General features: G+C 40.8%; 21 protein-coding genes and 1 tRNA gene. 8 read left to right on the top strand and 14 right to left on the bottom strand.

Annotated elements, in window-relative coordinates; genetic code table 11:
* Positions 1–44: 44 nt before the first annotated feature.
* Complete coding sequence (locus IMZ28_RS02745) at positions 45–1,046, top strand: IS110 family RNA-guided transposase (protein WP_197547621.1); 1,002 nt, start codon at positions 45–47, stop codon at positions 1,044–1,046.
* 244 nt (positions 1,047–1,290) lie between these two features.
* Here IMZ28_RS02745 and dnaK read toward each other — a convergent pair whose 3' ends face one another.
* From dnaK to rpsO, 3 genes are all read right to left on the bottom strand, one after another.
* On the bottom strand, positions 1,291–3,177 hold the full coding sequence (gene dnaK, locus IMZ28_RS02740; RefSeq protein ID WP_197549180.1) for a molecular chaperone DnaK: 1,887 nt from the start codon (positions 3,175–3,177) through the stop codon (positions 1,291–1,293).
* A gap of 225 nt (positions 3,178–3,402) precedes the next feature.
* On the bottom strand, positions 3,403–3,960 hold the full coding sequence (gene grpE, locus IMZ28_RS02735; protein ID WP_197549179.1) for a nucleotide exchange factor GrpE: 558 nt from the start codon (positions 3,958–3,960) through the stop codon (positions 3,403–3,405).
* A 392-nt stretch (positions 3,961–4,352) separates the two neighbouring features.
* Positions 4,353–4,622 (bottom strand): 30S ribosomal protein S15, encoded by a 270-nt coding sequence (rpsO, locus tag IMZ28_RS02730; RefSeq protein WP_197549178.1) that lies wholly within the window; start codon positions 4,620–4,622, stop codon positions 4,353–4,355.
* 154 nt (positions 4,623–4,776) lie between these two features.
* Here rpsO and IMZ28_RS02725 point away from each other — a divergent pair, with 154 nt between their 5' ends.
* Both IMZ28_RS02725 and IMZ28_RS02720 read left to right on the top strand, forming a co-directional pair.
* Positions 4,777–5,175, top strand: coding sequence for an RrF2 family transcriptional regulator (locus IMZ28_RS02725; RefSeq protein ID WP_197549176.1), 399 nt, complete (start codon positions 4,777–4,779; stop codon positions 5,173–5,175).
* Positions 5,176–6,228, top strand: coding sequence for a DHH family phosphoesterase (locus IMZ28_RS02720; protein WP_197549175.1), 1,053 nt, complete (start codon positions 5,176–5,178; stop codon positions 6,226–6,228). It begins immediately after the preceding gene.
* Between the two features lie 39 nt (positions 6,229–6,267).
* Here the strand turns inward: IMZ28_RS02720 and recR are convergent, their stop codons facing one another.
* Both recR and IMZ28_RS02710 read right to left on the bottom strand, forming a co-directional pair.
* Positions 6,268–6,837 carry a recombination mediator RecR gene (gene recR, locus IMZ28_RS02715; protein ID WP_197549174.1) on the bottom strand — a complete coding sequence of 190 codons (570 nt, stop codon included), beginning with the start codon at positions 6,835–6,837 and terminating at the stop codon, positions 6,268–6,270.
* Positions 6,824–7,117 (bottom strand): Dabb family protein, encoded by a 294-nt coding sequence (locus tag IMZ28_RS02710; protein ID WP_197549172.1) that lies wholly within the window; start codon positions 7,115–7,117, stop codon positions 6,824–6,826. Before IMZ28_RS02710 ends, recR begins: the two co-directional genes overlap by 14 nt.
* An 87-nt stretch (positions 7,118–7,204) precedes the next feature.
* Here IMZ28_RS02710 and dnaJ point away from each other — a divergent pair, with 87 nt between their 5' ends.
* From dnaJ to IMZ28_RS02690, 4 genes are all read left to right on the top strand, one after another.
* Positions 7,205–8,338, top strand: coding sequence for a molecular chaperone DnaJ (dnaJ, locus tag IMZ28_RS02705; RefSeq protein WP_197549170.1), 1,134 nt, complete (start codon positions 7,205–7,207; stop codon positions 8,336–8,338).
* 226 nt (positions 8,339–8,564) lie between these two features.
* Positions 8,565–9,080 (top strand): ferritin-like domain-containing protein, encoded by a 516-nt coding sequence (locus IMZ28_RS02700; protein ID WP_197549169.1) that lies wholly within the window; start codon positions 8,565–8,567, stop codon positions 9,078–9,080.
* A gap of 14 nt (positions 9,081–9,094) precedes the next feature.
* Entirely contained in the window at positions 9,095–9,760 is a 666-nt protein-coding gene (locus IMZ28_RS02695) for a ferritin family protein (protein WP_197549168.1), read from the top strand.
* Positions 9,761–9,808: 48 nt separating this feature from the next.
* Positions 9,809–11,008 (top strand): IS256 family transposase, encoded by a 1,200-nt coding sequence (locus IMZ28_RS02690; protein WP_197549166.1) that lies wholly within the window; start codon positions 9,809–9,811, stop codon positions 11,006–11,008.
* A 55-nt stretch (positions 11,009–11,063) separates the two neighbouring features.
* On the opposite strand, the gene IMZ28_RS02685 is transcribed toward IMZ28_RS02690, so the two are convergent.
* Positions 11,064–11,864 carry a DUF5718 family protein gene (locus tag IMZ28_RS02685; protein ID WP_197549165.1) on the bottom strand — a complete coding sequence of 267 codons (801 nt, stop codon included), beginning with the start codon at positions 11,862–11,864 and terminating at the stop codon, positions 11,064–11,066.
* Between the two features lie 93 nt (positions 11,865–11,957).
* Between IMZ28_RS02685 and IMZ28_RS02680 the strand changes: the two genes are divergently transcribed.
* On the top strand, positions 11,958–12,149 hold the full coding sequence (locus IMZ28_RS02680) for a hypothetical protein (protein WP_197549163.1): 192 nt from the start codon (positions 11,958–11,960) through the stop codon (positions 12,147–12,149).
* 52 nt (positions 12,150–12,201) lie between these two features.
* Here the strand turns inward: IMZ28_RS02680 and IMZ28_RS02675 are convergent, their stop codons facing one another.
* The 8 genes from IMZ28_RS02675 to IMZ28_RS02640 form a co-directional block, all read right to left on the bottom strand.
* Complete coding sequence (locus IMZ28_RS02675) at positions 12,202–12,483, bottom strand: HU family DNA-binding protein (RefSeq protein ID WP_197549162.1); 282 nt, start codon at positions 12,481–12,483, stop codon at positions 12,202–12,204.
* Positions 12,484–12,747: 264 nt separating this feature from the next.
* Positions 12,748–12,832: transfer RNA gene (locus IMZ28_RS02670), tRNA-Leu, on the bottom strand.
* A 97-nt stretch (positions 12,833–12,929) separates the two neighbouring features.
* Positions 12,930–13,235 carry a F0F1 ATP synthase subunit C gene (locus IMZ28_RS02665; protein WP_197549160.1) on the bottom strand — a complete coding sequence of 102 codons (306 nt, stop codon included), beginning with the start codon at positions 13,233–13,235 and terminating at the stop codon, positions 12,930–12,932.
* Between the two features lie 165 nt (positions 13,236–13,400).
* Positions 13,401–15,590: a polyribonucleotide nucleotidyltransferase gene (locus IMZ28_RS02660; RefSeq protein ID WP_197549158.1), complete on the bottom strand. Its 2,190-nt coding sequence runs from the start codon at positions 15,588–15,590 to the stop codon at positions 13,401–13,403.
* A gap of 16 nt (positions 15,591–15,606) precedes the next feature.
* A complete protein-coding gene (locus tag IMZ28_RS02655; RefSeq protein WP_197549157.1) occupies positions 15,607–16,293 on the bottom strand; it encodes a phosphoribosyltransferase in 687 nt (228 codons plus the stop codon).
* Positions 16,271–16,540: a J domain-containing protein gene (locus IMZ28_RS02650; protein ID WP_197549156.1), complete on the bottom strand. Its 270-nt coding sequence runs from the start codon at positions 16,538–16,540 to the stop codon at positions 16,271–16,273. Before IMZ28_RS02650 ends, IMZ28_RS02655 begins: the two co-directional genes overlap by 23 nt.
* Complete coding sequence (locus IMZ28_RS02645; protein WP_197549154.1) at positions 16,540–18,657, bottom strand: LPS-assembly protein LptD; 2,118 nt, start codon at positions 18,655–18,657, stop codon at positions 16,540–16,542. The genes IMZ28_RS02650 and IMZ28_RS02645 overlap by 1 nt, the downstream gene beginning before the upstream one ends.
* Positions 18,650–19,102 carry an RDD family protein gene (locus IMZ28_RS02640; protein ID WP_197549153.1) on the bottom strand — a complete coding sequence of 151 codons (453 nt, stop codon included), beginning with the start codon at positions 19,100–19,102 and terminating at the stop codon, positions 18,650–18,652. The genes IMZ28_RS02645 and IMZ28_RS02640 overlap by 8 nt, the downstream gene beginning before the upstream one ends.
* Position 19,103: the final 1 nt, after the last annotated feature.

Below are 19,103 nucleotides of genomic sequence, written 5' to 3'. Positions count from 1 at the left end.
CCTCTGTGCTAACGAGCTCTCTAAATTACTTTAAAGGCTCTCAAATGTATTCTATCGGATTAGATATCTCCAAGTCAAGCGTCAATGTGTATGTACCGCTGGGAAAGTTGGATTTAGAAATAGCAAATACAGACAAAGCATTCAAATCACTCTACTCCAAACTTAAAAAACTTTATAAAAAAGAGATAGAGAAGGTGGTGTTTGTCTTCGAATCCACTGGAAGCTACTCTGCTTTACTGTACCGTTTCTGTGCCCAAAAAGGCATTATGGCTTATATGCCAAACCCAAAACAAGCCAGAAACTTTGCCAAAGCTATTGCACAGAGAAACAAAAGTGACAAGATAGATGCAAGGGTGCTTTCAGAAGCCATTGTAGTTGCAAAAGAAAATGAGATAAAAGTACCGACCATAGATCCCTTGGTTGAAGAGATAAAAGAGTTTATGGTTTATTACAGACTTAAGGTCAAACAGCGCACACAGCTTTCAAATCATTTGGAATCGCTTAGTACCAAAGAAGGAAGTAAGACACTCTGTCGTACTATCAAAGCAGAGATAAAAGCACTAAAGAAAAGTGAAGACAAAATAATAGAACAAGTCTATGCCATCATAGAAAAAAGCAAAAACCTCAAAGAAAAATATAATGCCATTACCTCCATAGACGGTATAGGTAAAATAGGAGGTATTGTGATGCTTCATCTGTTTATCAAATATCCTCATGCCAACCAAAGACAAATTGTCTCCCTTGCAGGACTTGACCCAGTGATGAGAGAATCAGGTACTTCAATCAAAGGACAAACGCGTATCTCAAAAGCAGGCAACAGGCTCTATCGTGGGACACTCTTTATGGCTGCGATGGCTTCAACCAAGCACAATGAAAAAATGAAAGCATTTTATGAGCGACTTAAAGCCAATGGTAAACACACAACACAAGCACAAATTGCAGTGATAAGAAAACTTATTGTCGTGGCACACTCTTTATATAAAAGTGGCGAAGTGTATAATAAAAACCGCTACAAAATAAGCACAGGAGTACAGCTAAAAGCATAGAATACATTCTTTTGGTAAAAACTGGTAGAATTGTTATGTTTTTTTAGGGATTTTTAAGGTGGTAACTGACCCCTAAGCTCTAAGCTCTAGCAATAAAAACAGATGATTGGCTGTATGTCTGCGGAAATAGACACACTGTAGTATTCATGATATAAAAAAAGCCCGACTCCCTTTTGGGAAATCGGGCTTTTTCTTTGGAGGAAGTAATATAAACCAAATAAGACTATAGTTTTATACAGCAGTCTTACTCGACTTCTGCATCGATGACATCGTCATCATCTGCTTTCTTGCCTGCATCGGCACCACCGGCTGCCTGACCACCCTGCTCTTTGGCGTAAACCGCTTCAGCAAGCTTGTGAGACTTCTCGGTCAGTGCTTTAACCTTCTCATCGATCTGTTCTTTGGTCGCATTCTCATCTTTAAGAACCGTCTCAAGGTCAGCTATTGCTGCTTCGATGTTCGCTTTTTCACTTGCATCGAAATTATCTCCCAGATCAGCAAGCGACTTTCTTGTCTGATGGATCAATGCATCTGCCTGGTTCTTCGCTTCAACAACCGCTTTACGTTTTTCATCTTCGGCTTTATGTGCTTCTGCATCCTGAACCATTTTTTCGATCTCTTCATCTGAGAGTCCTGACGAACCGGTGATCTTGATCTCTTGAGACTTTCCTGTACCTTTATCTACCGCAGATACTGTCAGAATACCGTTGGCATCAATATCGAATGTTACTTCGATCTGTGGTACTCCTCTTGGTGCGGCCGGGATATCTCTAAGCTCGAACATTCCAAGAGATTTATTGTCTTTGGCAAACTCACGCTCACCCTGGAGTACATGAATGCTTACTGCCGGCTGATTGTCTTCCGCGGTAGAGAAGATCTGTGACTTCTTCGCAGGGATCGTTGTACCCTTCTCGATGACTTTAGTCGTCACACCACCCAATGTCTCGATACCGAGGCTTAATGGTGTAACATCAAGAAGAAGTACATCTTTCACATCACCTGCAAGGACACCACCCTGGATCGCTGCACCGATCGCAACAACCTCATCCGGATTCACTGACTTGTTCAGCTCTTTTCCAAAGTATGCTTTTACTTTCTCCTGTACCAATGGTACACGGGTAGAACCACCGACCATAACAATTTCTTTGACATCATTCTTGGTCAATCCTGCATCTTTGAGTACAGACTCAATCGTTGAAATCGTCTTTTCTACAAGATCAGCAATCAGTGACTCGAACTTCGCTCTTGTAATTTTGGTTACAAGGTGTTTCGGTCCACTTGCGTCTGCAGTAATAAACGGTAGGTTTATCTCAGTTTCTGTTGCGGATGAAAGCTCTTTTTTTGCTGCTTCTGCTGCATCCTTCACCCTTTGAAGTGCCATAACATCTGATTTAATATCAATACCTGTCTCGGCTTTAAACTCATTTGCTACAAAGTCGATAATACGGTTATCGAAATCATCCCCGCCAAGGAATGCATCACCGCCTGTTGCCAATACTTCAACAACACCGTCACCTGTTTCAAGTGCAGTAACATCAAATGTACCACCACCAAGGTCATAAACAACAATCTGCTCAGCATCTTTTTTGTCAAGACCATATGCCAATGCCGCTGATGTAGGCTCATTGATAATACGAAGCACATTTAGACCTGCAATCGTACCAGCCTCTTTTGTCGCCTTTCTCTGTGCATCATTAAAATATGCAGGCACAGTAATAACAGCATCAGTCACTGTCTCACCCAGATATGCTTCCGCATCCTCTTTCATCTTCATCAGTACTTTTGCAGAGATCTCCTGTGGTGTATAGGTTTTACCCGATACTTCAATTGCACATGCACCATTTCTATCTACGATTTGATAGGGCAGTCTCTCTTTTGCTTCTGCAGCCTTCTCCTCTTCACACATCAGTCCCATAATTCTTTTGATCGAATAGATCGTCTTTTCAGGGTTGGTCACTGCCTGTCTTTTTGCAGAATCCCCTACCAGAATTTCACCCTTGTCGGTGAATGCCACGATAGAAGGTGTAGTGTTTTTCCCTTCTTTATTCGCGATGATCGCTGCTTCTCCATTGACATACACTGCCATTGCAGAGTTTGTTGTTCCTAAGTCAATTCCTAATACTTTTGCCATTGCTCATCCTTTTTTTGATTGAAGTTAATTTCTTTTTATTTCTAATGTCAGTATACACTTTTTTTTCATTTGAGGATGCAACTTTAGTTGCATTCACTCAAGTTTATCAATGCTTTTTGCAAGATCTTGCAAAAATGCTTCAAGTCATTTAAAGACTTCTCATCTTCTTGACTCTGAACGTGTAACCATATATGCCAAAGTGGTATAAGATCCCCGCTTCACTTTCTATTTGCACGTAGAGACCATTGCCGGGCGGAGTACTCTGTCTTTTATAGTGTACCCTTTTTGCATTACCTGTACAACCTCTCCAGGCTGATGCGCATCACTCTCAACCTGCATAATAGCCTGATGTACCTCTGGATTAAACTCTCCTTCACACGGAATCTCTTTAATAGAGTTCTTTTCCAAAATCTTTTTGAGCTGCTCATATGTCAACTTCACTCCCTCTTTCATCCTTTCGAGTACTTCTGTACTGTTGGATTCATCTGCTCCTTCAATTGAAGCAAGGGCATTTTCAAAAGAGTCAATTACTGCCAGGATATCTTTAGCAAAACTCTCGTTTGCATAAGCTACAGCATTTGCTTTATCCTTTTCCAAACGTTTCTTTGCATTCTCAAAATCTGCATGTGCTCTAATATATTTATCTTTATACTCAGCCGCTTCCGCCTGAGCTGCTTCAAGCGGATCTGTCTCCTGACTCTTCTCATCATTCGAAGCTTCAGTCTCTTCAACCTGCTCTTCATTCTGAGTCTGTTCCAGATCTTTTTCTGCCTCTTGACTCATATCAGACCTCCTTTTTCCTAAAAACTTGCACCTGTTTATAAATGCTTGAAAGCATTATACAACATTGAGTGCCTGTTTGTCAAGTATATATTAAGTATATTATTGTAATAAAGTTTAGTTAATATGACTAAACTTTTAAAATTGGCTCCTGAACCTTCTGCTTATTTTGTCATTGTCCAATTAAAAAACAACAGGAACAACATTCTCACAGCCTGATTTGTCTAATGAACGAAAATACAAGCCTGTATCGGTTCAAAAAACTTTAGAATCATACAAAGTAGAAAGTTTTGGATTTAAATAAAAAATATTGGGAGTAAAAAGAGATTATTAAAAATTTATTGCATTCTGACCGCTAAGCGGTTGACGCTTAACGTTCAATTAAAGAAGAAAACCTAGTTACGGATGCCAAGCTCATCTTTGATTTTATGCCATCTTTCAAGATCAACCTTCTTAAGGTATCTCATAAGTCTTCTTCGCTGACCTACAAGTTTAAGAAGACCAAGTCTTGAAGAGTGGTCTTTTTTATTTGTTTTAAGATGTTCTGTCAAGTATTTGATTCTCTCTGTTAAAAGTGCAACCTGTACTTCTGTTGAACCTGTATCGTTTTCGCCTCTTGCGTATTTAGCAATAATTTCTGCTTTTTTCGCCTGATCTAAAGCCATAATGACCTCCTGATTGGTATAAATTGAATTCTCAAAAAATTTGAGTCCGAAATAGTAGCATAATAACCTTGTCTACAACTTAGAACACAATACCAATCAAACTATAATGTAAAGTAGAGTAAAATGGTCCTAATTGAAATGAAGGTACATAATAATGTTATTAACACGTGCAAGCGAATATGCCCTCCTATCCTTGGACACAATTCGCAAATCAGACAGACCTATCGGTGCAGAACAACTGGCCAATGAACTCAGTATCCCTAAAAGTTTTCTTGCCAAGATACTGCAAAGTTTGGCAAAAGAAGGTATTTTAGAGTCTCGAAAAGGTGCTCATGGAGGTTTTGTTCTGGCACAGGATGTAAATGAGATCACTGTTCACAGCATCATTCTTGCTGCAGAAGGAAAGGCACCGGCAGTCTTTGACTGTACGAGCTACTCACAAACTTGTCCTAACGGTGCGATAGGAAGCTGTGCAATCTCTCCGTTCCTTGCCAATTTTCAGACCAGAATCGATGATTTTCTTCATGGACTTACACTCGGAGACATCATATAAATGCACCAACAACATGTTTATCACCTTTCCCACATTGATCTTGACGGGTACGGATGCCAGTATCTGACAAACAAGTGTTTTAAAAATATAGACTCCTTCAATGCCAACTATGGGCCGGAAGTCACAGCACGACTTGAAGAGATCGTCAAGAAAATCGAACAGGACAAATTCGTTCAGGGAACCGAGATCGAACGTCTTATTCTTATAACCGATCTTAACCTGACTACAAAAGAAGGAAACTGGATCGAAAGAGAGGCTATACGTATTGGAGCAAAACTGCAACTTCTTGATCACCATGCCACAGGAGCCAATGCCGCAGAACGTTTTGCCTGGTATATCCTTGATACTACACGCTGTGCTACCCTCATCACTTACGACTGGCTTCAGCAGCACTATGGTTTTGACCCTGAAAATGAGTATGCTACTATCGTCAAAGCGATAAATGCCATCGATATCTGGAAGAACGAAGATGAACTTTTCGAATACGGAAAAGTGATGCTTGGCATGATCTCCGGTGCAAGGGAGATAAACCGTATTCTCTTTCCTGATGAAGATAGAGCTTTTAAACTCGCTATGATCGAAGCGGCCAAAGAGCGTATCGGTATGCATGAAGCACCTATCCGGCTCGATGATGACCTGCACCAGATCAAAAAGGCCTTTTTCAGGCAGCATGAGAACAGTACTAAAGACAATCTCGTTGCATTCTATGTCACAGACCTGCTGACCAAAGAGAAACAGCGCCTTACCATTTACTATAAAGACTATAAAGGTATTTTAGGCTACAACGTCGGCAATACTTCCATTATTGGAAATACTTTCCTCATCAACAATCCTGACTATGACTTCTATATGGATATTAACTTCAGAGGACACTTTTCACTGCGCAGCAACAATAAACTTGATGTATCTGCTATGGCTGCAGAAATAGGTAATGGCGGCGGGCACCCTAATGCAAGCGGCGGGAAAATAGAAGGTTACAAGGATTCTTTCGTATACAGTGATGTCCGTAAGTTCGTTCAGGAATATATAAATGAAAAGAGCACCGATAAATAATATATCATCATTCCGACCCTGATCCGGAATATTGATATACTAAATCTTTACTCTCGCTTCAAGTGCACGAGAAAGTGACATCATATCAATATTCTCCAACTCTACCCCGGTAGGGACGCCCTGTGCAATCTTTGAGAATTGTATATTAAGTCCTGTAAGTTTATCTTCTATATAAAGGATCATCGTATCGGTAGCAATGCTAGGAGGAAAGGCAAAGATGATCTCCTTAACACCGTTAACTGCATAAAAAAGATGGTCTTCATCAAGATCACATACTTCCGATATGACATAGTATATACCGTCAAAGTGGCAGCTCTCTTCAATAGTCAAAATATCTTTGGCACTCTGGACAATACAGAGTTTAGTCGTATCACGATAGGGATCAGAACAGATGGAACAGAGTTCATCTTCACTCATATTGTGGCATTTGCTGCACTTTTGGATACTGCCTACAGCATCTTCAAGTGCATGGGCAAGTTTAAGTGCGGCAAATCCATCTTCCATAACTGCATGATACGCCAGACGGATCGCCGTCTTTTTCCCTATAGAGGGTAAAGCACCAAATGCTTCTACCAGATTTTCAAACGCTTCTATTTTATGTGTTTTCATAATCCACGACTTTTGAGTATTCTACTACCTGCTTGATAAACTCGACTGCCTTTAGATGTTCAGGATGTACGGCATACGCTTCCAGTCCCTCTTTAGTCTCAAATGTAGTAATAATACTCAGGTCCATTGCCCTCTCTTCTTCAGAAAAATTCAATCCGACATCCATACTTCGCAGTGTCGGTACTGTACCGACAAGCCCCTCCAGTATCTGCTTTGCCCGGATCATATTCGGCTCTCTGTTCTTTTCTTTGAACTTAAACATCACAATGTGTACTACCATAGCTTTACTCCAGAATATTTATCCCGCATTATAACCAAATTATGGTAGAATTCGCCAAAACTATTCCCGAATTGAGGAGATACTGTAATGACCGAAATGGATTATTATGAAGTGCTTGAGGTCAGCAGAGACTGTACCGGTGCAGAGCTGAAAAAGGCCTATAGAAAACTGGCACTTAAATACCACCCGGACAGAAATCCGGATGACAAAGAGGCTGAAGAAAAATTCAAGATCATTAACGAAGCCTACCAGATACTTAGTGATGATGAAAAGCGTGCAGTCTATGACCGTTATGGAAAAGCCGGTCTGGAAGGCCAGGGAATGGGTGGCGGTTTTGGCAGTGCGAACATGGATGACATTATGGATATCTTTAACTCAATGTTTGGCGGTTCCGGAGGCTTTGGCGGCGGTTTCGGTCGAAGCAGACGGGATCCAGGTCAGAAATATGCACTGGATTTTGAGATTGAGTTGCCCCTGCAGTTCAATGAAGCGGTTTTCGGATGCGAAAAGAAGATAGACATCACTTACAAAACCTACTGTCGTGACTGTGAAGGAACCGGAGCAAAGGATGCCAAACTCAGTACATGTGACTACTGCGGCGGACAGGGCCAGGTCGTCATGCGCCAAGGCTTCATGACCTTTGCACAGGAGTGTCCCAAATGTCATGGTGTCGGGAAAAAGATAGAACAGAAATGTCCTACCTGTAAAGGCAAAGGCTATGAGAACAAAGAAGATACTGTAACCATCAAAGTCCCTGCCGGTGTTGACAGTGGGAATAGACTGCGTGTGCAAGGATACGGAAATGAAGCCAGAAACGGACAAAGAGGCGACCTTTACCTGACCTTCTATGTAGAAGAGGATGAACACTTCATCCGAAACGGCAATGATGTCTATATCGAGGTACCGGTATTCTTCACACAGGCGATTCTAGGTGCGACTATTACCATTCCTGCACTCCAGGGAGAACTTGAACTCGAACTTAAGCAAGGAACCAAGGACAAAGAACAGTTCATCTTTGATAATGAGGGAATTCCTGATGTACACAGCGGACGCAAAGGACGACTCATTGCTCAGATCAAAATGATCTTGCCTAAAAAGATCAACGAGGAGCAAAAAGAGCTGCTTGAAAAACTTCAGGAGAGCTACGGTGTAGAGAGCCACCCACATAAAAGTACTTTTGAGTCTGCTTTTGACCGTATCAAAAGCTGGTTCAAGAATTAGGCTTCTTTTCTGTATGTATGGACATGAGTCCATACATACTCCCCCTGTACTTCCCTCCCCCATCATCAATTATTCTCTTAATATTCTCATTGACTTTTTTACCCTATACTAGTAATAAGCATAGTCTTTAGTAGATACAAAGGATAATTATTTTCTATTAAGCTCAAAGAGGCTATAGTTGATATATAAAAATAATTATTTTGATCAATAATAAAAAGGAATTATCATGGGAAAAAGAGGAAATTCGATCATTAAAGGAATTGAGCTTGATGAGATCATTACGGTACTCAATAAAGCCTATGCAGATGAGTGGCTTGCTTACTATCAATACTTTATTGAAGCAAAAGTAATAAGAGGCATTATGAAAGATGCTGCCATAGCTGAGCTTACACAGCATGCAGCAGATGAACTGCGGCACGCCAATATGATAGCGGATCGTATTCTCCAACTGGGAGGAACACCATTACTGAGCCCCAAAGAGTGGTTTATACATGCAAACTGCGGCTATGAAGAACCTAAAGATTTTGATGTAGTAAGTATACTGGAAGACTCTATCAAAGGTGAGCAATGTGCTATTTCCATCTATTCCCAACTGGCAGAAATGACCAAAGATAAAGATATCGTTACTTATGACATCGTAAGTCAGATACTTGCTGATGAAGTAGAGCACGAAGAGGATTTACAAGCCTTACATGATGATATTACTGAGTTTATCACTGATATCAAGAAAAAGATAAACTAAACAAGGGAACCAGAATGAGACAATACGAAACATACAGATGCAATAAGTGTGGTAACGAAGTAGAAGTACAGAAAGTCGGAGGCGGCACTCTTGTCTGCTGTGGTGAAGAGATGGAGTGCATTACCTCCAACCTTACAGCTGTCAACCTGATGAAAGCTTTTGCCGGTGAAAGTCAGGCAAGGAACAAATATGAATTCTTTGCTAAAGTTGCCTATGAAGAAGGTCTGCATCGTATCGCAAAACATTTTCAGGAAGCTGCGGACAATGAAAAATACCATGCAATGGCAGAATACAAAGCCTATAACAAGCTGGTAAAAGATATAGAACTCGATACTACACAAAAAAATCTTATGTATGCGGCTGATGGTGAGCGCTACGAGCATGAAGAGATGTATCCGAACTTTGCTGCCATTGCCAAAGAAGAAGGCCTCAATGAGATTGCCAGGCTATTTAGAGCTATCAGTAAAGTAGAAGTGGAACATGAAGCAGAATATTTAGAACTGAAACGTATCCTTGAAGCAGAGGGTTTCTTTGAAAGCGTAAACAATGAAGAGTGGATCTGCGAAGTGTGCGGGCATGTTCACAGAGGGAAAAAACCACCCGAGAAATGTCCGTTATGTAAAGCAGACAAAGAGTACTTTAAAAAGAAATGCCAAGACTCAAGTCGCGGGGACTGTTAGAAATTTTGTGTCAATCCGATAGAATACTATATTCTAAAGGAAGGACACATGAACGAGGAGTTCGATATCAATGAAGCCATTGAGGCGATCAAGGCAGGCACACCCATAGACGGTAAAGACGGAGTACTTGCTCCGCTCATCAAACAGTTGACAGAAGCAGCTCTGGAGGCAGAGCTTGAAACACATCTGAGTAATGAGATCCGCAACCGTAAGAATGGCAGATCCTCCAAAACAATGAAAAGTTCTGTAGGCGAGTTCGATCTTGAAGTGCCCAGAGACCGTAACGGAACTTTCGAGCCCCAATTTGTTAAAAAACACCAAACCCATATGTCAGATCAGATAGAGCAGAAGATACTGGCACTCTATGCTCTTGGTAATTCTTATGCACAGATCAGTGAACATATTGAAGACTTCTATGGCGTACATTTTTCCAAAGCCACCATCAGTGCCGTAACAGATAAAGTGATTCCCTTGCTCAAAGAGTGGCAGCAAAGACCATTGGAGAAGGTCTATCCCTTCGTATGGCTTGATGCCATACACTACAAAATAAAAGAGAACGGAAAATATGTCTCTAAAGCCATCTATACAATTCTTGGCGTGAATCTCTCAGGCAGAAAAGAGATACTGGGCTTATATCTGTCAGAGAATGAAGGAGCCAACTTCTGGCTGCAGGTTCTAACCGATTTGAGCAACAGAGGCATAGAAGATATCCTCATTGCCTCCGTAGATGGATTAAAGGGCTTTCCTGAAGCCATTAATACCACTTTCCCACAAACAGAAGTCCAACTGTGCATCGTACATCAGATACGGAATTCTCTCAAATATGTCGCTTCTAAAAACCAGAAGGAGTTCATGAAAGATCTCAAACGGGTCTATCAGGCAATTTCTAAAGAGGCAGCGGAACTTGAACTTGACAGGCTCGAAGAGAAGTGGGGAGACAAGTATCCTATTGTCATCAATTCTTGGAGGAACAAGTGGGAGAACCTCTCTTACTACTTCAAATATCCGGAAGATATCAGGCGTATTATCTATACGACCAATATCATCGAATCGGTTCATAGACAGTTCAGAAAACTGACCAAGACCAAAGGAGCGTTTCCTAATGAAAACTCACTGCTGAAACTGTTATATATGGGGATTCAAAACGCCCAGAAGAAATGGACGATGCCTATGAGAAATTGGAGCCTCACCATCTCCCAGTTGGCTATCTTCTTTGAGGGAAGATTGGATAAGGCTCTGGAGTTGTGATATAATTCACTCAACTATCGGGTGACACAAAAGTCTGAACGGTCTCAAGTCGCGGCTAAGAGTACACTGTTTGATGTAGTATTATTTTAGTCGCAGATGTTTCAAAACTGGTGTCATCTACATTTTTATCATACGCGACAACATAAACTTCATCACCGCTTTGTAAATAATTGTTTTCACCAAACTCTGTATAGGCAGTAGCCCCAATGGAGATAAGTGCCTGTTTAGGATAATTACATGCTTTGAGATGCTCAGATATATTTTCCAATGGTCCAAAATCCTCTTGTGTATTCATCTTATCTATCAGCCAGGTTTTAAGCTTGGTATAGAAATAACTGTATCCCAGAAGCGGTGCATCTACTCCGTATGGATGTATAAGCCCGTCACGCTTGACAAACGAGCAGAGATGATAACTGTCCATGACCCCACCCTCCTCAAACTTGTCTATAGCTATCCATTTGTCACCTATGCCTTTAGAGTTGATCCCCCAAGACTTTTTCTCTGAGATCTTTTTTGCACCCTCTTTACGAATCGTACAATCATTGAAAGTAGTAAATTTTTGTGCGACCAGGTCTATCACATTTTTATCTTTATCATAAATGATATCAAAAAGTACTGCTATCTCCGGCTCAACCTGCGCATTTGCTTCATAGGCTGGAAGAGTAAGTGTGTCTGTTCCTATGGAGTAAACTCCCAAAAATGTATCCGTTTTGGGAAGATAGAAAGGGAATATACCCTTTGGTGCATCCGGTTCAACCGTAACTACATTTTCAAAATCTTTCAATTCCCCTGCCTGCTCCAAATGGTGTGCAAAATTCCCTGCTACACCTAAGCCGATGACACTTTTCAAGTCCATGTATACTCTTTTTTCTGGCATTATAACAAAAAATACACAGTAAATACACACTCTTACTTTATAGTAAATAAAAATCAAATAATAGAGATAATAATGGCAGACAAGAAAAAAGAGAATAAAAATATCATCTTCGTGACACTGTTTATCAGTGTCATGCTAATTTTTATGTTGGGGACCGTAGTCTATGTTACCAATCAGGTTGCAAACTGTTCAAGTGCAAAAAAAGCCAGAAAGGTATGTTACAGTATAGAGAAAAAAACTGAAATACAAAGAATAATTGTTTAAAGAATAATACCGAAGTAAACCAGATCACAAAAGCAATCTGATTGTAAAAGAACTAGTTACCGGCAACTGCGTCTTTGAGCGTTTTACCAAACTTGAACTTTGGTGCTGTATGTGCCGGCTTGGTATACGTTTTATCTGTACCAGGTACAGTACCGCTCTTCTCTGCCACTTCAGCTGTTGAGAAAGTTCCAAAACCTACAAGAGAAACCGACTCTTTTTTAGTCAATGCTTCAGTTACAGAATCAATGAATGCTTTTACTGCTCTCTCTGCTGCTGCTTTACTCTCAAATTCACCATTCTTTTGCACTAACTCAACAAATTCTGCTTTTGTCATTCTTCTTCCTTTAATATTAAGATGCAACTATTATAGCACACTTTGTTCTTAAAAAATCCTAAAATAACAGTAAATAGGCCCTAAATAAGGCACTTTAAGGTAGTTTTAGTAAAAAATATTTAAAAAATGCTTCTTTTATTACGTCAAGAATATCTGACCTGCCAATTTAAACAATGAAGCAATAAGGCCTTATAGAAAATAAATTGTGAAATAAGTATTTCTTTCTTTGTTGGGCTTTATAAAAATAAGGAGATTTGATAAGAATGGTGCGTCAGAGAGGATTTGAACCTCCACACCACTAGGGCACTACCCCCTCAAGGTAGCGTGTCTACCGTTCCACCACTGACGCATTTGAAGCTGATAGTTAGAAACTATCATTTTAAAAATGAGGGTTAACAAAAAGTTGTAGCGGAAGTATACCGCCACAACCTTAAAGTCTCTTTATATTAACCGATGAATGGGTTAGCGTAAAGAGCAATAAGCGCGATTACCAATGTATAGATAACCTGTGCTTCGATCATCGCAAGAGCAATGAACATTGTAGTCATCAGCTTACCGCCAAGACCAGGGTTTCTAGCTGTACCTGCAATTGTAGCAGCAGCAGTGTGTCCCATACCGATTGCACCACCAAGTGCAGCAAGACCAAGACCAACACCTGCAGCAACTACTGAGTAAGCTTTGATCATAGATTCACCTTCACCAGCGAATGCAACAGCACCAAGTGCCAAGAAAAGTAAGAAAAACTTTTTCATTTTATATCCTTATATTTAGTAGAGTTTAAGTCTCTTCGACTGTTTTTCAAAGTCCGTTCGGATTGCGTAAACAGTGACAACACTGCCAACCTATACATAAATGCATAGATTTCCCTACTTATCACTTCGTACAAACGGTGGAATTATATCCAAACATATTTTAACTTATGCTAAATATTCCGGTGTGGCAAGCTCGACCTTTTTGCCTCTCTGCTCCATTACCACCACATCTATCCCGTCACCCTCACTGTAGCGTTCATCAAGATTATCTACACGCTCTTTGGCAACTTTTGAAATATGCAGCAATGCATCAAAACCGTCAGGCATCTCAACAAAAACACCAAAGTCAACTACTTTTTTAACCTTGCCTCGATACGTTTTGCCTACTTCATAGCTCATCTGTTTGCGTACCGGTGCATCTGCGATCTTTTTAATGTGTTCTTTTGCTGCAGCAACTTTCTCCTTGTCATCCCCGGAGACTTTCACCCCTCCTGCATCCCGGTCAAGGTCAATACTTACTTCGAACTTCTCAATAATATCACGGATAGTTGCTCCTGCTTTCCCTATGATGTCACCAATCTTACTTGGATTGATCGTAAAGTGTTCCGTACTCGGCAGCGCTTCACTCTCAACAATATTCTTTTCAGCCTCTTCCATGATCTCCAGAATATGGTTCTTGCCTCTGTTTGCCTGGATAAGTGCTTCCTTAAGTACTGCAAGATCTATACCTCCCAGCTTGATATCCATCTGCAGTGCTGTAATACCGTTTTTAGTTCCTGCGATCTTGAAATCCATATCTCCGTCATGGTCTTCAAGTCCCATAATATCCGAAAGTACTGCATGACGTTTACCATCACTGACAAGCCCCATCGCAATACCTGCAACAAGATTGAGCATATCAACATCTGCGGAACGCAGGGCCAGCGATCCGCCACAGATCGTTGCCATAGAAGAGGAACCATTACTCTCCAGCACTTCAGAAACCAAACGGATAGTACCGTCATAGTTTAATGGTATAGCAGGTTCCAATGCTCTTTTGGCAAGATTTCCATGCCCCAGTTCTCTTCTTCCGGGTGCACCTATAAAAGAGGCTTCACCTACAGAGTAACCTGGAAAGTTGTAATGGACCATAAAGTTTTCTGTCTGTGTGCCTTTATGGGTAATAAGTTCAAACATCTGTGCATCTTTTTTATCCCCCAATGTCGCCGTTACCAAAACCTGTGTCTGGCCACGGGTGAAGAGGCAGGAACCATGCACAGAAGGGAGTATGTTCGTTTCAATACTGATCGGTCTGACTTCATCCAGTGCACGTCCGTCTGCACGGACACCTTTCTCAAGGATCATACTTCGGACTACTGTTTTTTTATAGCGCTCAAGTACTTTGGTTACAAGCCCTTTGTCAGCCTCTTTACCTTCTGAGTCAAGCGCCTCCATGATCTGGGCACGTACTTTTTTCAACTCTGTAGAACGTTCAGATTTTGCCATATGTGATATGGCTGCTTCCACCGCCTGAGCATAATTATTCTCTATAAAGCTGTAAAGTGACTCATCAATCTTCTCATCTGCCAATTCAAGCTGAAGGCTTTCTCTTACTATCGGGCCCAATGCTGTACTGTACACTTCGCTGGCCTTCTCTATTGCATCCTGTGCCAAAGCGATCGCTTCAACCAAAGCATCTTCATCAATCTCATTGCTCTCCTGATGCTCCATTATTAATGGTGTAGCTCCCATCATCGGATCAATCGTATCAACTTCTATATCATCAATAACCTCTGAAGCCATCGTACGCATTTCAATCATAAGTATATCTTTTCCAGAACCGACGACAAGCAGATCAAGAACACTTTCATCCTGCTGGGAAAGTGTCGGGTTCACAACCAATGCATCATCTATCTTTCCTATACGTACTGCTGCAATACTCTGTGTAACCGGTATATCAGACACAAAAAGTGCGGCTGAAGCTGCATGCAGTGCAGCGACCTGCATATCGACTTCATTGTCACTGCTTACTACCATGACCGAAATCGTTACAGGGTAGTGAAAGCCTGAAGGAAATAGTGGTCTCAGGGAGCGGTCAACAATACGTGATGTTAATGTCTCAAAATCGCCGGGCTTTGTTTCACGCTTAATGAAACCTCCCGGAATTTTTGCCGCGGCATATGCCTTTTCGATGTATTGTACTGTTAAAGGGAGGAAATCTTCTTCAACCGGTTTCTCATCAATAGCTACTGCAGCGATCAACACTGCTTTCCCCTGACGGTACATTACTGCACCGCTTGCCTGTTTGGCAACTTTATTACACTCATAGATTTCGTCAAGATGATTGACATTGACCTTTATGATCTCTTCTCTCATGGTTATCCGTTTCCTTTTATTCTGTTTGTTTTTTAAACTTCTCGTATGATTCAACAATCCGCAGTATCTCATCAAAATCCAAATGTCTGAAATTTTTATAATAGTATTCTATCGAAATATAGTCTTGTATCTTATGAGGGCAGAAAACACCGTCACATACAGCTATAAGGTTCTCATAGACAGCTCTGTCCAGAACCGGGGTCGCAATATATATATTCTTTGCCTCTCTGGCGATGACGGACTTAAGAGCCACCATCATCGTAAGTCCTGTCTCTATACATTCATCGGCAAGTATTACATACTTTCCTTTCAAAGAGAGAATATCCTTTCCTTTCCGATATTTATAGACATATCCAAGCACCTCTTCATCATATTTTCGCTGTGCTTCATTGTAAACAAAATCCTCATTGATATCAAAAGCATCTACCAGTACTTTATGAAGAACAACCTCTTCAGTCTCAGAAACCATTGCTATTGCTACTTCAGGATTATTAGGAGCCAAAACCGGCTCAGTGAGTAGTATATCCATCTGTGCATCCAGTGATTTTGCTATCTTGTCTGCAAAATAAACACCCCCTTCACTTACACCTATTACAACAGTTTCATTTTCACGCAACAATTCAAGCGGCAGTGTTTCTATCAGTTGTCTGGCAGCATCTTCACGATCTTCAAAGTAGTGACTATGGTCTGAATCGCCGGTCATGCTCAACTCCTGGAAATTGTCTGTTTATCTCTTCTTCATCAAAAGTATAACGAAACTCCTCTATATACTGCATCAAAAGTTTATAGGCACGGTTCAGTTGTTCCATCTTCTGGGCATCTCCTCCGATATCGGGATGATTCTTCTTTGCAAGGAACCGATACTGCTTTTTTATATCCTCTTTCGTAATAAGTTTAGGAAGCTCCAAAATATCCAGTGCCTCTTCAATAGTCTCAACAAGGTTATTCATTATCTGTTTCCTGTTCCGATACTGGCAAATGGAATAAAGTTGAGCTGAAAGGTAAAACTGTACTCCTGGGTATAGGCACTCCCATCGGAAATAGTAGGTCTTGGCAGAACATCTGCTTGTATCTGTGCCATAACACTCCAGCAGTCCTGTTTATAGGCTGTCCCAAAACGCCACAGTTTACTGCTTGCCTCTTCCAGGTTATACGTCACTCCTCCGTTGAATGTAACCTGTTCATTGTAATCATATCGGAAATTGAAATTGATATCATTTGAAGTAACAGGCTGCCCTGGTTCGATCAACTGTTTTTTGAAAGTATGTCCTACACTGACATAATAGCCGCTCTCATTTAGCGTGATCCTGGTTGAAGACTCACTGATCTTGTTGAACTCATATGAATAATAGATATTGTTATAAAACTGCCAGTTTTTCCAGTTATACTGCATCTCATTGTTGATTTCTGACAGTTCATACACTCTATCAGTATAGTAACTTTGAGACAGGCGCTGAAAAAAAACAAGTTTCATAGTTTCATCATAAAAATACTGGTTAAGTGAAAAAACTGCCTGTTCTTCAGGTAATCCGACAGAAAAAAGATCTCTTAATCCATCATTTATCTGCCCTGAAGAGTCTTGGATCACTTCATCAAAATCTACAGGCCTTTGACTCTCTGATCCTGGTTTTATATATTCCAATGACGGCTGAAGTACATGAATGAACCCATTGTACTGCTTGACCAGATCAGTAAAAAGCTTTACTGTATGCACATTGCTGTTATATTGAAAATAATCATATACCAATGTATTGTCATTACCAAAAAAGAAACGCCCATAGTAGAGTGATTCTCCTAAAGAGAGAGAAATAAAATCATCAAAAAATGACATCGTAAACTCAATAGGAACATGAAGCTCTGCCTGGTTAAGCGTAGGACCGTCTCTTCTATCCAGATGCCTGGTCTGTATATCAAGCGAATAGGTCAGGTTGTCCCAGAAAAGACTTTTCAGATATTTGTGAAACTGCAATGCCGGCAGTGTCTGAAGTGTCTTATCATTATGCTCCAAACGCGTATCGATAAAATATTTTGCATATACTCCTCCATACCAGTCATCATTATAAAGGAAATAGTTTACTCTCGATTCCTGTAAAGGAAGCTGGCCAAAATGTTCTATGCTTGTTTTTTGAAGGTTGAGATAATCAATATCATTCAATAAAGTGATATTGGCATAAAGACCGTCAGTATAGTCATTTGAAAGATACGGAGTGAATACTCTGGAGGAGTCGTAAAGAAACTCCAAACCATAGTGTTTGTCTTCAGGCAGGTTGTTTTCCTCTACATAAGAGGATTTATCTTTGAAATATCCCATACGCAGTATTCCTGATGAGTAGGGAGAGTCAACAAAACGGTAAGTTGCATACATCCCGAAACTACGCTTTGTCCGTATCTGAGGGTTAAACTCCAGATCCATGCTGTCACTTATCGCCCAAAAGAGAGGCTGCTCATAAATCAATCCCTCATTTTCTGTATATCCCAGCAGTGGGAAAAGCAGTCCGGATGAACGCCGATTATCTGTAGAGAATGCCAGATACGGCGTATAAAAAACCGGTACCTCTCCAAAATAGACTCTGGCATCATAAATCTTCATATATTTGGCATCACTGTCATAACTGGAACGGGAAAAAAACATTTTCCATAATGGATCCTCGACCTCACAGCTGGAAAGCATGCTGGTACCAAAAGTATAGTTTCCATCCGTACGGTTCGCCTCACTGGTCAACAACCAGATATCATTTTCATTGGTAAAAAAGAGTTCTTTGAATAGAACATGATTCGTCTCGGTATCGATCTCCAGGTGCGAAGTGTGTTCTTTTGTACCCTGATAACCGATCATCTCCACATTACCGTCAACAACCAAACGATGTGTTACTTTATTATAATGGGCTTCATCTGCACGGATCACCGAGTCCTGATAGTAGATGACCACACCATCTTGAGCATGCAAGGTTGTTTTCGTCCCCTCTACATGTTTTGCTGTAACCTCTATATTCATTCTCTCTTCTGCACCATAAAGGGTCTCTATAGGGATCAGTACAAAAAAAGCAGAAAAGAGAAATCTAAGCATTTGTCACTACACAGTTGGAGAGTTTGTCATGCAGTGTCTGATGGAGCGGAGAGAAGAATGCGAACACAAACCCGATATAAAAAAACATTTCACTGATCAAACGTACCGATGCACGCCAAAAAGCCTGCGTAAAACTCGGTCTCATTCCACTATTCATTTCAACTACTCTGATCTTAAGCAGATACTTTCCGACCGTCATGCCGCTTTGCCAGACCAATATCGTATGATACAGCACTTTGATCGCAAGAACAATAACAATGTTATCCATAATGAACTGATTGATCATCATGACGGAAGCTTCATTCACTTCGGTGATTCCGGACATCAACGCCGACAACTGGGAAGAGAAAATGATCATTAAAAGAAGATTGATCACCATATCATCGATCATGAATGACCAGATCCGTTTTACGTTTGAAGCTACCTGCAATGAAGTCTCGTTCATA

Source organism: Sulfurovum indicum (genome assembly GCF_014931715.1).
Lineage (GTDB): Bacteria > Campylobacterota > Campylobacteria > Campylobacterales > Sulfurovaceae > Sulfurovum > Sulfurovum indicum.
Note: the sequence above shows the minus strand (reverse complement) of the source record. Positions and strands in the feature narration are given on the sequence as shown.

Bases quoted from the DNA above. Each gene is read 5' to 3' on its own strand.
- IMZ28_RS02745 (WP_197547621.1), top strand. From the start codon at position 45: ATGTATTCTATCGGATTAGATATCTCCAAGTCAAGCGTCAATGTGTAT.
- dnaK (WP_197549180.1), bottom strand. From the start codon at position 3,177: ATGGCAAAAGTATTAGGAATTGACTTAGGAACAACAAACTCTGCAATG.
- grpE (WP_197549179.1), bottom strand. From the start codon at position 3,960: ATGAGTCAAGAGGCAGAAAAAGATCTGGAACAGACTCAGAATGAAGAG.
- rpsO (WP_197549178.1), bottom strand. From the start codon at position 4,622: ATGGCTTTAGATCAGGCGAAAAAAGCAGAAATTATTGCTAAATACGCA.
- IMZ28_RS02725 (WP_197549176.1), top strand. From the start codon at position 4,777: ATGTTATTAACACGTGCAAGCGAATATGCCCTCCTATCCTTGGACACA.
- IMZ28_RS02720 (WP_197549175.1), top strand. From the start codon at position 5,176: ATGCACCAACAACATGTTTATCACCTTTCCCACATTGATCTTGACGGG.
- recR (WP_197549174.1), bottom strand. From the start codon at position 6,837: ATGAAAACACATAAAATAGAAGCGTTTGAAAATCTGGTAGAAGCATTT.
- IMZ28_RS02710 (WP_197549172.1), bottom strand. From the start codon at position 7,117: ATGGTAGTACACATTGTGATGTTTAAGTTCAAAGAAAAGAACAGAGAG.
- dnaJ (WP_197549170.1), top strand. From the start codon at position 7,205: ATGACCGAAATGGATTATTATGAAGTGCTTGAGGTCAGCAGAGACTGT.
- IMZ28_RS02700 (WP_197549169.1), top strand. From the start codon at position 8,565: ATGGGAAAAAGAGGAAATTCGATCATTAAAGGAATTGAGCTTGATGAG.
- IMZ28_RS02695 (WP_197549168.1), top strand. From the start codon at position 9,095: ATGAGACAATACGAAACATACAGATGCAATAAGTGTGGTAACGAAGTA.
- IMZ28_RS02690 (WP_197549166.1), top strand. From the start codon at position 9,809: ATGAACGAGGAGTTCGATATCAATGAAGCCATTGAGGCGATCAAGGCA.
- IMZ28_RS02685 (WP_197549165.1), bottom strand. From the start codon at position 11,864: ATGGACTTGAAAAGTGTCATCGGCTTAGGTGTAGCAGGGAATTTTGCA.
- IMZ28_RS02680 (WP_197549163.1), top strand. From the start codon at position 11,958: ATGGCAGACAAGAAAAAAGAGAATAAAAATATCATCTTCGTGACACTG.
- IMZ28_RS02675 (WP_197549162.1), bottom strand. From the start codon at position 12,483: ATGACAAAAGCAGAATTTGTTGAGTTAGTGCAAAAGAATGGTGAATTT.
- IMZ28_RS02665 (WP_197549160.1), bottom strand. From the start codon at position 13,235: ATGAAAAAGTTTTTCTTACTTTTCTTGGCACTTGGTGCTGTTGCATTC.
- IMZ28_RS02660 (WP_197549158.1), bottom strand. From the start codon at position 15,590: ATGAGAGAAGAGATCATAAAGGTCAATGTCAATCATCTTGACGAAATC.
- IMZ28_RS02655 (WP_197549157.1), bottom strand. From the start codon at position 16,293: ATGACCGGCGATTCAGACCATAGTCACTACTTTGAAGATCGTGAAGAT.
- IMZ28_RS02650 (WP_197549156.1), bottom strand. From the start codon at position 16,540: ATGAATAACCTTGTTGAGACTATTGAAGAGGCACTGGATATTTTGGAG.
- IMZ28_RS02645 (WP_197549154.1), bottom strand. From the start codon at position 18,657: ATGCTTAGATTTCTCTTTTCTGCTTTTTTTGTACTGATCCCTATAGAG.
- IMZ28_RS02640 (WP_197549153.1), bottom strand. From the start codon at position 19,102: ATGAACGAGACTTCATTGCAGGTAGCTTCAAACGTAAAACGGATCTGG.